We start from the raw sequence: 14,210 nt of genomic DNA, 5'->3' as shown, positions 1-14,210 counted from the left end.
ACATTTTCCTCCTTACATTTCCGTTTTTGCCTGTTAATGGTTACGTTCTCCCTGTAGCTTGATTGTAGTGGGAAATGAAGGAACATGCCAGAAGTGTATATCACATATGTTGCAATTGTTACAGGTGTAGTAAGATAAAAGCACATCAGGAGGGCAGTCACCTGCCCTCCCGTGTGCTTTTAACATATATCTTATGGTTTTGCCGGCCCCTTACTGTGTCCTCTCACGTTCCCCCATGTCCTCCTGCAGGAACATGATAAGGAAGCTGATCAAAAGCAGGCCGCAGCTGACCCATATGGTCTTCTCAGCCAGCCGGGCGGTGAGCACGGCTCCCAATACGGCACCCACCAGGAAAATAACAATCACCCCATAGTACCGGATGCATTGATCGCGGCTCTCCGGGCTTTTTGTATGGCGGTATGTGTAAAAATGCTCCGTACCGCTGCGCAGGTTCCCGATACACATGGTGGTGGCATAAGGACTTCCCTTAATTTTGCGGAACGCATTGACCTGCATGGCGCACACAAAGGATACCGCGATATTGGCAGCCATATTCATAGACTGCGGCATAAATCCTACCAGAAACAAAAGGATGATCTCAATGGCCACCACCATCTGCCTCCAGTGGAACTGCCGGTTATGCTTATGCTGGCGCCGGATGTGTTCGGCCATATATACGCCGCAGGCAAATGCCGCCACGGGCGCCATGTAACGGAAAGCCATCCCCCACTCCCTGGAAGCCAGATGGCTTCCCATAAGGACAATGTTGCCTGTCTGGGCATTGGCAAACACACCGCCTCTGCAATAATACGTGTAAGCATCCTGAAATCCGCCGGATAAAGTCAGAAAAATACCCGTTGAAACAGCCTCCGACATCTGTCCACGGGTATAGATCCTTTTTTCCATCTCACCTGCCACCTTTCCTGAGTTCGGTCACTGTTATTTCCAACTCAAGATTCTACCACAGGTCACGGAAAAATGAAATATAAAATCATCATATCGTTCCGGTGCTGCATCCGGTCTGGTCCTGGATATAATCCGGCACCTCCTCCGGATGGATATCAAGGGCAGCCGCCAGTTCCCCGAACAAAAGCTTACGGGCACATTTCACACCATCCCTCTCCCTTATGGACAGCATCTTTCCATTGCCCCTGCGGGACTGCTCCATGTTGGCGATCTCCTTGATCATGGATGCCAGCTCCAGGCAGTCGCCGGACTGGAGTACTTCCTTGTACGCCTGCGGTCTTTCCCTGTCGCTGGCATACTTTTTACATTGTACAGAGGGCCAGGCCGTCACAAAGCGTTCCGCCTGCTGACGGGTCATAATTTCCCTCATCTTTACCTTATCACTGTTTACCGGAATGTAGATCGTGGTCTCTTTCTCAAATCTTGGTACAAGATAATAGTACAGTCTGTCGTTATCTGAGAAATCAGTTTTAGATATATCCTCTATCTGGCATACGCCCACTGTTCCATAGAGGATATTCGCTCCTTTTTTGAACAAAGTCCCACCTTTCTGAACACGTTCTGTTCAACTGTTTACGGGGTATTTATATAGTATAGCACACTTTTTGATTTATGTAAACCTATCCTTCTTCCCCCATATGTTTTTGGCTGTGAAAACACAACTAAGATCTATTCTATGCGCCGGTTGTGATAAACATTCTCAAATAAGGGGCTGGACATTTCCATGGCTATATTGTATGATATTTTCATAAGTTAGTTTAAGCTAACCATTTGGAACACCTATCCACATGCAGCATGCGTTATATGGAATATGACGCCCATTATACAGGATCACCACAAATAAGGAGGAATTTTTATGAGCGTTGTCATTATCGGAGGACACGACCGCATGGTCAGTCAGTACAAAAAGATCTGTAAGAATTACAAATGCAAAGCAAAGGTATTTACCCAGATGAGCGCCAGCCTGGACAAACAGATCGGGAAACCGGACCTTCTGGTTCTGTTCACCAACACTGTCTCCCATAAGATGATCCGCTGCGCCCTGGACGAGGTGGGAAGCGGTACGGAGATCGTACGCTGCCACACCAGCAGCGGCACAGCCCTCACAGAGATCCTTGAGGAAAAATGCGCGGTCTGTGCCGGATAACACTCTGGTTAAGTCCTGATATCCTTAAGCCGCCTTACGCCCAACAGCCCCCTTAATAGGCCCTGAGAGCCAGACAGGCCATGTCAACTTCTTCCTCCCTGTTAAAATGCGAGAAGCTGAATCTGACAGCCCCCTGTTCCCTGGTTCCCAGGGTTTCGTGCATGAGAGGGGCACAGTGCCCGCCCGAGCGGGTATAGATCTCGTGCTCCCGGGCAAGATAATCGCTGACCTCCCCTGAATCCTCATCCCCCAGGTTCAGGGCCACCACGGCAGCCCTCTGCTCCTGTTTAAAATCGCCGTAGATCCGTACGCCGGGAATGGTTTTTACCTGGTCATAGAAACGCCGCATCAGCGCGATCTCCTTTTCCCGGATCTCATCCACGCCCTGCTCCCTGATATAGGTCAGGGAGGCCCGAAGTCCTGCCAGACCGTGGGCATTCAGGGTTCCGGCTTCCAGTGCCGTGGGCATACTGTCCGGATGTGTCCTGGAATACGTCATAATACCGCTCCCGCCGGACAGGAGCGGCCTGATCCCTACTCCCTTCCTGACGCACATCCCCCCTGTGCCCTGGGGGCCCATAAGCCCCTTATGGCCGGTGAAACAAAGGATATCGATCATATCCCGTTCCATGTCAATGGGAAATACCCCGGCTGTCTGTGAAGCATCCACAATAAACAGGGCCCCTGCCTTCCTGCACCACCCGCCGATCCTGCGGATATCCACCAGGTTGCCTGTCAGATTGGAGGCATGGGTGCACACCACTGCCTTGGTCCCCGGCCGGATAGCCGCCTCCATGGCCCCATAATCCAGGCATCCCCTGTCCTTTTCATCCGTGCATCCCACAATTACCAGCTCTGCGCCCTGTCTCTCCATCTCATAGAGGGGACGCAGAACACTGTTGTGGTCCAGAACCGTGGCCACCACCCTGTCCCCGGTCTCCAACACTCCTTTTATGGCTATGTTCAGACTCTCTGTGGAGTTGGCGGTAAAGGCAACCTGCTCAGGACCTTCCCCATGGAACAGTTCTGACACCAGAGCCCTTGTCCCATACACGGCCCTGGCGCTTGTAAGGGCGGCCTCATAGGCGCCCCGTGAACAGTTTCCCATGGTCCGTATGGCCTGGGCCACTGCCTCGGCCACGGTATCCGGCCTGTAATATGATGTCGCCGCATTATCTAAATAGATCATGATCAATACCCCTGTTTCATTTCCAGCATCTGCAGACCTTCCAGAACAGAGCCTGCAATGCATCTGGCTTTGTCCGAAATGGTAAAGCAGTTTTCATACTCGCTTTTTCTTGGATCGATATCTGCGATCTTAAATCCTTTGACCACAGGATATCCATCCTTTATGATCCCTCTCAGCAAACCTGTGAGGGATGCTTCCACAGACACCTCCCCCTGGCCGGTGACAATGGTTCCGATCCTTTGTCCTTTCTCCACCATATCGCCGATCAGGGCTTTCCCAAAGAAAATCCCCCTGGCCGGAGAATGGATGACACGTTCCGCTCCAAAGCCGCCTATGACGCCCGGTATGCCGGTATTGGGCTCAGCCGTTCCGTTTCCAATGATCCTGCCCAGATTATGCCCCCTCATGGTTTCGATCACAAGATCCACATCCTGTCCTGCAGTAAATCCGGGGCCCAGCCCAATGGTCTTGTCCGCCATATCCCTTGTGGTCCCAAGATTCTTCTTGGCCAGTATGGCATCCACCAGGGCCCAGGGTCTCACCTGTTCCAGCACCCGGCATGTCTCATCGATCATGACCGGAACATCTCCCTGTTCCAGCACGGCACACGCTTCCTCATAGCCGGCGCATTTGATACAGGTAACCCCCTCCACTTCCGCAGTTCCGTCATATACAGCTTCCGACAGAGCCACGCACCTGCGGATCGCTGAGGGAAACCCGGTTTCCAGCACAAGCACGGGGTAGCCGCAGCGGTGTAGCCGGTGTATGGTCCCCGTGGCAATATCTCCCGCGCCCCTTACCACGATCAGTTGTTTCTTCCTGTCTGTCATCATTTCAATTCATATCCTTCCATGTGTTAGAGCATGTTTGGTCCATGCTCCTTAGGGGCGCACCAGAAGCCTTGCTCCTGTCATACGCTCCACGATCTCATACATATTGGTGACGCCGCCCACCTTCAGCTTGTCTCCCAACCCATAATGGTTTAAGCAGGTGCCGCAGGTAAGTATCTCCACTCCCTGGGCTTCCAGCTCCTTTAGATCCTCCAGGTTATCAGAGCCCTCGCAGGAAAGATAAGCGCCGCTGTTATACAAAAGCACGGCCTCAGGCAGGTTGTCCTGCTGCGTCAATGCGTATACAAACCCCTTCATCAGGATCCCGCCCAGGGTCTCGTCCCCCTGACCCATAAGATTGGAGGAGATGACCGCGACCATGCCCTTTCTTCTGCTGTCCGGCTGGCAGGCAATATCTTCCAAAGAACTGTTTTCTTCCATGGATCCGTCTGCCGCTCCCTCATTTGACTGGGACTTAAGATCTTCGGCGCCCCCCGCTTCCCGGCCTTTGGCCGTAATCTTTACATGAAACTCCCTGTCGCCGATTTTTTCATAGGATGACACAAGCCCCTTGTGGTCCGCCATCTTGCGCAGATTTTGGACCGCGATCTCGTTGTCCACCAAAACCTCTACGATTTCCCCGTCACTGCTGCTGTCCAGTGCCTTTTTTGTATCGATCACCGGCAACGGACACTGCTTGCCACGTTCGTCTAATTTCATATGCTTTTCCTTCCTCTCTTACTATCTGCTGCCCTACTCCCTGTCAGCCCACGGCCACTGCCTTTTCGCCTTTGGCTCTGCAGGCCCACGGTCACTGCTTAACTCACAACCACTGCCTTTTCACCCCTGGCCTGTATCTCCCCGACCATGCCACAGGGCAAGCCCAGGCCCCGAAGTTCCTCCAGCGCCCTGTCTGCATCCTGCCGTTCCATGGATACAAGAAGACCTCCTGACGTCTGAGGATCATACAGGATTTCCTCCAGGGCAAAACTGCAGTCCACAAACTCCACCTTGGCCCCCACATGGTTCCGGTTTCTCTGCCCGGCCGCCGTGATATAGAACTCCTCCACATACGCCTCACACCCCGGTATAAAGGGAATCCTGTCCTTATGGATCAGAGCCGTGTAGCTGTCTCCCAGCATCTCGCACAGATGTCCCAGGAAACCAAAGCCTGTCACATCCGTACAGCCGTGGACCCTGTATTTCCTTACGATCTCTGAGGCATACCTGTTCAGGCTGGTCATGGACTTCACAGCCAGATCCATGGCAGCGCCGGTCTTTTCCCCTACCCTGGAAGCCGTGCACACGATCCCCACGCCCAAAGGCTTGGTGAGAAGAAGAACATCCCCTTCCCGGCATCCGCTGTTGGCAAACACCTTGTCCGGATGAATGGTCCCGGTAACGGACAGACCGTATTTCACGTCCGCATCCGCAATGGAGTGGCCCCCTGCCAGGACACCGCCTGCTTCCTTTACCTTTTCACTGCCGCCTAAGAGGATCTTTCCCAGTATATTCAGATCCATGGCCTCAGGAAAACACACAATATTAAGGGCTGTCTTCACATCACCGCCCATGGCATAGATATCGCTCAGGGCATTGGCTGCCGCGATCTGCCCGAAAATATATGGGTCCTCCACCATGGGAGGGAAAAAATCCAGCGTCTGGACCATGGCAAGATCATCCGTCAGTTTATAGACAGCCGCATCATCCGCCCCCTCATAGCCGATCAGCAGATTGGGGTCATAGGTCTTGGGCAGTTTGTCCAGTACCTTTGCAAGCGCTCCCGGTCCAAGCTTGGCCGTACACCCTCCCCCTTTACAAAATACGATCTCTTCCTGTTTCACGTTCCTTCCTCCTTGTTATAAGCCCCGGCAAAGGGACTCATTTAACTGTTTTTAAGTTTCTCTACCCTATCCTGTGAAAAATGCTTTTCAAACAAACGGTCCAGCTCCTCCCTGGCCTCCTTCATAAAGGAGTCATATGCCTCCAGCAGCCGGACCGCCTGGACGGTAAGGGTGGAACCTCCTCCATCTTTACCGCCGGTCTCACGTTCCGTCAGAGGAAATCCCCATGCCTTTTCAGACTCCTTCAACATTTTCCATGCCTTGCTGTAGGCCATGTTCATGCCCTGTGCAGCCCCCTGGAGGGATCCTGTCTCCTCCACTCCCCGAAGCAGTGCGGACATTCCAGGGCCAAATGCCTTGTTTTCAAAATACAGTTTCAGTGATATGCCATAGTGCAGATGATCTTGGTTCGGCTGGTTCTGTTTCATCTGGCGGCCTCCTTGGTTATATTTTCAAAAGAATAACGTTTCCAACGAAAAAAGCCGAACCTGCCATTCATAAGACAATGACCAATGCCGGCTTTCACTTTTATACGCATAAAGCTCCAAACTGCTATTCTTTCACTGCTTCTATTATAGCAGATTCAGTCCATTATGCAAATGGTTTTTCCTCTTAAAACAGCACTTGATCCAACGGAAACATGGTCGGCACATACGGCTGCCTCCATCTCAAAAAATGGTTATCTCAATATCCCTGCCTCTCATGGCCACGGCGGCTTCCCTTCCGTATTCTTTTGCCAGTTTCACAATGTTGTCCCTGGTATGGGCCGCATCAGACAATACGGTCAGTTTTACACCAGGATGTTTGTCCATCTCATCCATAACGATCAGCACCGGTTCCGGGCACGAAAGCCCTCTTACATCAATCTCACTCATACGATCCTCCCCTTCCTACTTTCCCTGTTTTCCTTTGCATGAAAATCCAATAACAAACAGCAATACAATGCAAACAACGCACATGATCCTGCCCGCAGCAGTGGTGCCCGTTCCGCTGGATGCCAGTCCGAAATTATGGCAGACCGCAGCTCCTACCAGCATTCCCACCACATTGACTGCAGCATCTCCTGATCCCTGTCCGGCCAGGATCAGCTGTCTCAGCGGACAGCCTCCGGCCAGCACGGCTGCAAATCCCACCACATACATTCCCAGCACATTCCACACAGCCTCGGTATGAGCAACCGGCTGTCCTTCAAATCCCAGTTTAAAACCGCCCGTGGCCAGATTGTACACTGCCATAACAACAAACAATCCTGCGATCACGGTGAGCAGATCAAAATTCTTCATAAGGATCACGTCCCGGATCCCGCCTGCAAAACAGGTTCTCGCCCGCTGTGCAGCGGCTCCGAATACAAGTCCGCCGGCCAGCGAGATCAGAACAGGCGCGTGCATGCTTCCCGGTCCCTCGGCACTCACTGCAAACAATGTGGTGGTAACACTGAGGATCAGCATAACAACAAGGATTACCGGCAGTATGTATCCGCTCTCCGGCCTGGTATCATATGCCCGCCCCAGGCTGAATCCCTTTTTCAGGAAAAAGCATCCTGTAGCCGCTCCCAGAACAAACCCAGCCAGTCCCACATAAGCATTCAGATCACCGGCCGCCATGCGCAGCACCATCCGCAGCGGGCATCCCAGGAATATGAGGGCGCCTATCATGGTCACCATTCCAAGTAGGAACCGGATCATGGGAGAGGAGCCTGATGTGGACCGGTATTCCTTAGCCGCCATTGACACGGCAAAGGAACCTGCCACAAGCCCCACGATTTCCGGCCTCATATACTGCACCACCGCTGCGGTGTGGAATTTTGCAGCTCCCGCTATATCCCGGATAAAACAGGCAATACAAAACGCCATATTCCCCGGATTGCCCATAAAGGCAAGCACGGCCGCAACCAGCCCCAACAGCCCTCCCCAAACCAATAACATTACTTTTCCATCCCATTTCCTCTCCATTTTCTTCCTCCACTCGTTATATTTTTTAAAGAATAACGCTTTTGATAAACAAGCCGGCATGACCATATTGGGACTCTGGTCATAGCCGGCTTTTTATCTTTTCATGGAAAGCTCCAAACTGTTATTCTCTTTACCTTTAAAATATACCATATCCTTCCACCCATGTCAAAGGGATTTTCACCTATGAGACAGGGCTTATAAGGCCGGGCCGCGGTCAAAGGAACCGCTTACCGGTACCGCTTCATCACCGCCTCCAGCTTTGCTTTCTCACCGGCCTTCATGGGTGTGAGAGGCAGGCGGCAGCTGTCCATACACATCCCCATAATGGACAGGGCGGCTTTTACGGGAATGGGGTTCACATCCCAGAACAGCGCCTCCATGATGTCCAGAAGGTACAGCTGCATTTTCCTGCTCTCCTCCAGCTTACCCTCCAGGAACAGTCTGCACATGTCATGGGTCTGTCTGGGCATGATGTTGGCCAGCACGGAGATCACACCCTTGCCTCCCAGTGCCATGATGGGTATGGTCTGGTCATCATTTCCAGAGTAAATATCAAATCCGTCCCCGCACAGGGCCGCTGTCTTTGCAATCATTGACATGTTTCCGCCCGCTTCCTTGGCCCCCCTGATATTGGGGTGTTCAGACAGGATCCGGTAAGTCTCAGGCTGTATGGTCACGCCCGTGCGGCTGGGCACATTGTAAAGGATCATGGGAATCCCCACATGGTCGCCTACCTGGGTAAAATGCCGTACCAGCCCCTCCTGGGATGCCTTGTTATAATAGGGAGTCACCTGCAGCAGGGCATCTGCCCCCAGTTTTTCCGCCTCCCTGGAAAGCTTTACCGCGTGCTCGGTACAGTTGCTTCCCGTACCCGCGATCACGGGAACCCTCCCGTTCACATGCCGGATCACAAAGCCGATCACTTCCATCTTCTCATTGTCATCCAGGGTGGCGGATTCCCCCGTGGTCCCATTTACCACAATGGCATCTGTCTTTTCCTCAAGCAGCCAGTCCAAAAGCCTGCCCATGGCATCCAGGTCCAGGTTTCCGTATTCATCCATGGGCGTGACCACGGCCGCTGCACTTCCTTCAAATATACTGCGCTTCATAAGCATCTGTCCTTCAATTCATAATCTATATTATTAAAAATATGACAAACATTCCTCATTGGTACCATTCACCATTTATTTCCTTCAGACATATAAAAAACTATGGATCAAATCTCTTCCAGCCAGCCCCAGGGGCCTTTTAACAGCGCTGTGGAATCTGCGGAAGGGAGACGAGATGAAAGGAGAATCTGATGTACCGATTCCTCATTCTGGGGGGCGACCCCAGACAGCTTTACATGGCCCGCTTCCTGAAACAGGCAGGCCATGAAATATCCCTATATTATGAAACCGACCTCTCTTTCTCCTTGCAGGAAGCAATGGAGCATTCCCATATTATCCTCTGCCCGGTCCCATTTACCAAGGACCAGAAAAACATCCATTCCCACAACCGGCTTTCCGGACTGGAAATAGAACGTTTTCTGCAGCATCTGAGACAAGGTCACGTCCTCTTTGGAGGAAACATCCCCGCTGCTGTAAAGGAACACTGCGTATCCGCAGGTGTTCCCTTTTATGATTTTATGAAAATGGATGAGGTGGCCTGCAAAAATGCCGTTGCCACGGCCGAAGGCGCCATTGCCGAGGCCATTTCCCTAAGCCCCATGAACCTTCACCAAAGCAATTGCCTGGTAACCGGGTGGGGAAGGTGCGCCGAGGCCCTGGCCGCTAAATTAAAGGGCATGGATGCCCGGGTAACCGTTGCCGGACGCTGCAAAGACAAACTGGCCCATGCCTTCTGCCATGGTTATGACACCCTGCTGCTGGAAGACCTGGATCCCCATATCCATACCTTTGACTTTATATTCAACACCATACCTGCCATGGTCCTGGACGCTCCGCTGGCCATGGGCATCCAGCCGGATGCCGTTGTCATTGATATTGCGTCAGCTCCCGGGGGCGTGGATTTTGACACCTGCCGTAAACACGCTGTCAGGGCAAAGCTGTGCCCGGGGCTGCCCGGCATTTATTCCCCCATGACCTCTGCAAGGATCCTGTGCCAGGCGGTTATGGACCATCTGTAAGAAAGGAGTTTACAATGGAATTAAAAGGAAAACACATTGGCCTGGCCATCACCGGGTCCTTTTGTACCTTTGCAAAAATAGAACAGGAAATCCTGAAGCTGAAGGAAACCGGAGCCATCCTCCACCCCATTATCTCCGGAAATGTCCAGACCATGGATTCCCGCTTTGGGGACACGGGTGAATTCATCAGCCGGATCACCTATATCACGGGAAATGATCCCATCCTGCGCATTGAGGACGCGGAGCCCATTGGTCCCAAGGCATATCTGGATATCCTTCTCATTGCCCCATGCACAGGCAACACCCTGGCTAAGCTGGCCAACGGGATCACGGATACCCCTGTGCTCATGGCTGCAAAGGCCCATCTGAGAAACGCCAAGCCCCTGGTCATCTCCGTATCCACCAACGATGCCCTGGGAATCAACTTTAAAAATATAGGGGAACTGTTTAATTCAAAAAACATTTACTTTGTCCCCTTTGGCCAGGATGACCCGGTAAAAAAACCCAGTTCCATGATCGCACGCACCGGGCTGATTGAAAATACATTAAAAGAAGCCCTGGAGGGCAGGCAGATCCAACCGGTCATCCAGGGTTAAGCCCGCAGGGCAGGCTTTCGGAACAGGCTTTCAGGGCAGGCTTTCGGGGCAAGCCTGAGAGATAAGCCTACAAGAACAGCTCATTCTCCCGCCTTATATCCCTTACCGGGGACAGTTTCTGCTCCAGCATTAAAAGGGCCGGGGCCGGAAGGCTTCTGGCCCGGGTGGGACAGACGGATACGCAGCGCATGCAGAGTATGCATTGGTCTGCCTTTGTTGTGCCAGGGGCATCCAGGGGTATGGCTCCTGCGGGACACAGTTTTGCGCACCGCCCGCAGGCCGTGCAGGAATCATTAGTAACCGGCACCACAGGCATCTGCTTCCAGTCGCGGTAAGGGCGGTTTCCCGGAACCTGAGGTTCCTGCCAGCCCTCCTCCTGCAGCTTATCCAGTATCCTTGCCGCAAATGACCGGATATCCTCCATGTCCTGCTCATCGGGGCGGCCTGATGCTATATCCCCCACCATGGAGTGCTCTGCCAGCAGAGCCGTTCCGGCCGCGATCCGAAATCCCTGCGCCCTCAGGCAGTCGTCCAGTTCCAAAAGGGCGTCCTCAAACGCCCGGTTGCCGTAAACCGCAGCGGTCACCGCCACTGCCCCGTTTCCACGGCAATGCTTAAGTTTCTCTGCCGCAAATCCGGGGATCCTGCCGCCAAACACCGGAATCCCCACAATCACCACATCCCCGGGGCCGAATGTCCATTCCCAGTCAGAGGTGCAGAGATCCACCTCCTTCACATCCTGTGACATGGCTGATGCCAGCGCCATACACGCCTTTTTGGTTCCTCCCGTAGGGCTAAAATAGACTGCTGTTATGTTCTTCATATTGCCACCTCCAATAATTGTTATTCTATCACATTTGGCAGAACAGTACAAATATATGTAATCCCGGAAATGATCCCGGCAAGCGCTTTTCATCCATGTGATGCAGCGCCTAAAACTAAAAATATTGCGTGGCAGCTGTTTTCCCCGCCACGCAATATACTTATACGCCCCCAGTGGGCAAGAGCACCTTTACCGGATATCCAAAACCTTGTAATCCTGGTCTTCCACCGTCTTCCTCAGCACACTGTCATCCACCGGCCCGTTCAGGGTCACCACTGCCGTGCCCGCCTCGTGGCTTACCACCGCCTCTTCCACCTGTGCCAGGCCTTCCAGGCACTTCTTTACCCTGGCCTCACAATGTCCGCACATCATTCCTTCAATCTTCATTGTCTTTACCATTTTCTTTTCTTCCTTTCTTTTTACCTTGATCTTTTTATCCCTTGAGCCATCGTACATCTTAAAAAAGTTAAGCCGGAGCGCGTTGGTCACCACACAAAAGCTGGACAGACTCATGGCCGCTGCTCCAAACATGGGATTCAGTTTCCATCCAAACACCGGATACCAAAGACCTGCTGCCAAAGGTATTCCCACTGCATTGTAAAAGAATGCCCAGAACAGGTTCTCGTGTATATTGCGAAGAGTTGCCCGGCTCATACGGATCGCGGCCGGCACATCCCTTAAACGGCTCTTCATCAGCACCACGTCCGCCGCGTCAATGGCAATATCCGTTCCTGCCCCAATAGCAATACCGATATCAGCCCTTGTAAGGGCCGGGGCATCGTTGATGCCATCGCCCACCATGGCCACTCTGCCCTTCTTTTTCAGGGAGCGGATCACGCTCTCTTTTCCATCCGGCAGCACGCCTGCGATCACTTCGTCCACACCGGCCTGTTTTCCCACTGCCCTGGCCGTGCGCTCATTGTCGCCGGTAAGCATCACCACATGGATTCCCATGTCCTGAAGCTCCTTTACGGCCTGAGGGCTGTCTTCCTTCATGGTGTCGGCCACGGCAATGATGCCGGCCATCACGCCGTCACGGCTGAAGAACAGAGGCGTCTTTCCTTCCTCCGCCAGCCGCTCGGACTGGGTCTTCATCTCCTCGGTCACCTGAGCCTGGCTGCTGATAAATGTAAAGTTGCCGCCGCATAAAAGGCGGTTTTCCAAAACTGCGGACAATCCGTTGCCGGGAAGGGCCTTAAAATCACTTACCTCCTGTGCCTGGATGCCCAGCTCCCCGGCCTTTACAAGCACCGCCTTTGCCAGGGGATGCTCGCTCCTTTTCTCCAGGGAGAATGCCAGCTCCAGCAGCTGCCGTTCCGTGATACCCTCCGCGGGTATCACATCCGTTACCCTGGGCTCGCCGCTGGTAATGGTTCCTGTCTTATCCAGGGCCACGATCTCCATTTTTCCCGTCTCCTCCAGGGAAACGGCTGTCTTAAACATGATCCCGTGCTTTGCTCCCATTCCGTTGCCCACCATAATGGCCACCGGCGTTGCCAGTCCCAGGGCACAGGGGCAGCTGATGACCAGCACGGAGATTCCCCTTGCCAGGGCGAATCCAATGCTTTCTCCGGCGATCAGCCATACCAGCATGGTCACAGCCGCAATGGCGATCACGGCCGGCACAAATACCCCGGATACCCGGTCCGCCACCTTGGCAATGGGCGCTTTGGTAGCCGCCGCATCACTTACCATCTGTATGATCTGGGACAGCGTGGTATCCTCCCCCACCCGGGATGCCTCACACACAATATAACCGGACTGGTTCACTGTGGCTGCGGAAACCTGGTCACCCGCGCTTTTGTCCACCGGTATGCTCTCTCCTGTCAGAGCGGACTCATTCACCGCACTGCTTCCCTCCAGCACGATCCCGTCCACAGGGATATTCTCCCCCGGCCGGACCACAAAGATATCCCCCTTTTTCACCTGGTCAATGGAAACCTCCGTCTCCACGCCGTCCACCTTCAGGGTGGCTGTCTTGGGCGCCAGCTTCATCAGGCTCTTTAAGGCGTCCGTAGTCCTGCCCTTGGAGCGTGCTTCCAGCATCTTTCCCACTGTGATCAGGGTCAGGATCATGGCTGCTGATTCAAAGTAAAATTCATGCATGTATGACATGACGCCGGCCATGTCCCCGTTCACCTGGACATCCGTCATTGCAAACAGTGCATACACACTGTAAACAAAGGAAGCCCCTGATCCCAGAGCCACCAGCGTATCCATGTTGGGAGCCCTATGTATCAGCCCCTTAAAACCGCTGATAAAAAACTTCTGGTTGATCACCATGACAATACCGGTGAGAAGTAGCTGCAAAAGCCCCATGGCCACGTGATTATCCGCAAAGAAAGCGGGAACCGGCCAGTTCCACATCATATGCCCCATTGAAAAATACATAAGGACGATCAAAAATCCCAGGGAATAGTACAGACGGCGCTTTAAAACAGGTGTCTCCCTGTCCTTTAACATGTCATCGGTGTCACCCGCAGAGGGCTTACTTGCCGTCTCCCCCTTCACAGCCGCACCATACCCTGCGGCTTCCACTGCCTTTACAATCTCCTGGCTGGACGCGCTTCCTTCCACGCCCATGGAATTGGTCAGCAGGCTGACCGAGCACGAAGTGACGCCCGGCACCTTGGCCACTGCCTTTTCCACCCTGGCGCTGCAGGCCGCACAGCTCATGCCTGTCACTGTATATTGTTCCATATTGCACATCTCCTTTCTCTATCTAAAAGCAATCC

15 protein-coding genes are annotated in these 14,210 nt (G+C 53.2%); 3 read left to right on the top strand and 12 right to left on the bottom strand.

The genetic code is table 11. The features are described 5' to 3' along the window. Positions 1-210: 210 nt before the first annotated feature. Both ABID13_RS03935 and ABID13_RS03930 read right to left on the bottom strand, forming a co-directional pair. Positions 211-906: a YoaK family protein gene (locus ABID13_RS03935; RefSeq protein ID WP_007860288.1), complete on the bottom strand. Its 696-nt coding sequence runs from the start codon at positions 904-906 to the stop codon at positions 211-213. Positions 907-994: 88 nt separating this feature from the next. Further along, positions 995-1,504, bottom strand: coding sequence for a CarD family transcriptional regulator (locus ABID13_RS03930; RefSeq protein WP_007860290.1), 510 nt, complete (start codon positions 1,502-1,504; stop codon positions 995-997). A gap of 318 nt (positions 1,505-1,822) precedes the next feature. Between ABID13_RS03930 and ABID13_RS03925 the strand changes: the two genes are divergently transcribed. After that, the gene (locus ABID13_RS03925) at positions 1,823-2,113 is read left to right on the top strand and encodes a DUF2325 domain-containing protein (protein WP_007860291.1); all 291 of its coding nucleotides are present in this window, start codon (positions 1,823-1,825) and stop codon (positions 2,111-2,113) included. A gap of 52 nt (positions 2,114-2,165) precedes the next feature. Here the strand turns inward: ABID13_RS03925 and ABID13_RS03920 are convergent, their stop codons facing one another. From ABID13_RS03920 to dapA, 8 genes are all read right to left on the bottom strand, one after another. After that, the gene (locus ABID13_RS03920) at positions 2,166-3,302 is read right to left on the bottom strand and encodes an aminotransferase class V-fold PLP-dependent enzyme (RefSeq protein WP_048929768.1); all 1,137 of its coding nucleotides are present in this window, start codon (positions 3,300-3,302) and stop codon (positions 2,166-2,168) included. A 2-nt stretch (positions 3,303-3,304) separates the two neighbouring features. Further along, a complete protein-coding gene (yqeB, locus tag ABID13_RS03915) occupies positions 3,305-4,132 on the bottom strand; it encodes a selenium-dependent molybdenum cofactor biosynthesis protein YqeB (protein WP_040415661.1) in 828 nt (275 codons plus the stop codon). A gap of 51 nt (positions 4,133-4,183) precedes the next feature. Next, on the bottom strand, positions 4,184-4,852 hold the full coding sequence (gene yedF / locus ABID13_RS03910) for a sulfurtransferase-like selenium metabolism protein YedF (RefSeq protein WP_048929769.1): 669 nt from the start codon (positions 4,850-4,852) through the stop codon (positions 4,184-4,186). A gap of 98 nt (positions 4,853-4,950) precedes the next feature. Further along, on the bottom strand, positions 4,951-5,976 hold the full coding sequence (selD, locus tag ABID13_RS03905; protein ID WP_048929770.1) for a selenide, water dikinase SelD: 1,026 nt from the start codon (positions 5,974-5,976) through the stop codon (positions 4,951-4,953). Positions 5,977-6,017: 41 nt separating this feature from the next. Further along, positions 6,018-6,404, bottom strand: coding sequence for a winged helix-turn-helix domain-containing protein (locus tag ABID13_RS03900; protein WP_007860296.1), 387 nt, complete (start codon positions 6,402-6,404; stop codon positions 6,018-6,020). A gap of 240 nt (positions 6,405-6,644) precedes the next feature. Continuing rightward, positions 6,645-6,851 (bottom strand): sulfurtransferase TusA family protein, encoded by a 207-nt coding sequence (locus ABID13_RS03895; protein WP_007860297.1) that lies wholly within the window; start codon positions 6,849-6,851, stop codon positions 6,645-6,647. Positions 6,852-6,866: 15 nt separating this feature from the next. Then, positions 6,867-7,928 (bottom strand): YedE family putative selenium transporter, encoded by a 1,062-nt coding sequence (gene yedE, locus ABID13_RS03890; protein WP_048929771.1) that lies wholly within the window; start codon positions 7,926-7,928, stop codon positions 6,867-6,869. A gap of 227 nt (positions 7,929-8,155) precedes the next feature. After that, positions 8,156-9,037, bottom strand: coding sequence for a 4-hydroxy-tetrahydrodipicolinate synthase (dapA, locus tag ABID13_RS03885; protein ID WP_007860299.1), 882 nt, complete (start codon positions 9,035-9,037; stop codon positions 8,156-8,158). Positions 9,038-9,228: 191 nt separating this feature from the next. Between dapA and dpsA the strand changes: the two genes are divergently transcribed. After that, entirely contained in the window at positions 9,229-10,056 is an 828-nt protein-coding gene (gene dpsA, locus ABID13_RS03880; protein ID WP_007860300.1) for a dipicolinate synthase subunit DpsA, read from the top strand. A 14-nt stretch (positions 10,057-10,070) separates the two neighbouring features. Next, the gene (locus ABID13_RS03875) at positions 10,071-10,652 is read left to right on the top strand and encodes a dipicolinate synthase subunit B (protein WP_007860301.1); all 582 of its coding nucleotides are present in this window, start codon (positions 10,071-10,073) and stop codon (positions 10,650-10,652) included. A gap of 67 nt (positions 10,653-10,719) precedes the next feature. On the opposite strand, the gene ABID13_RS03870 is transcribed toward ABID13_RS03875, so the two are convergent. Next, the gene (locus ABID13_RS03870) at positions 10,720-11,475 is read right to left on the bottom strand and encodes a 4Fe-4S binding protein (RefSeq protein ID WP_048929772.1); all 756 of its coding nucleotides are present in this window, start codon (positions 11,473-11,475) and stop codon (positions 10,720-10,722) included. Positions 11,476-11,664: 189 nt separating this feature from the next. Continuing rightward, on the bottom strand, positions 11,665-14,175 hold the full coding sequence (locus ABID13_RS03865) for a heavy metal translocating P-type ATPase (protein ID WP_048929773.1): 2,511 nt from the start codon (positions 14,173-14,175) through the stop codon (positions 11,665-11,667). Positions 14,176-14,210 lie beyond the last annotated feature (35 nt).

The organism is Enterocloster citroniae, assembly GCF_040545455.1.
GTDB classification, from domain to species: domain Bacteria; phylum Bacillota; class Clostridia; order Lachnospirales; family Lachnospiraceae; genus Enterocloster; species Enterocloster citroniae.
This window is presented reverse-complemented; position numbering and strand designations above follow the sequence as displayed.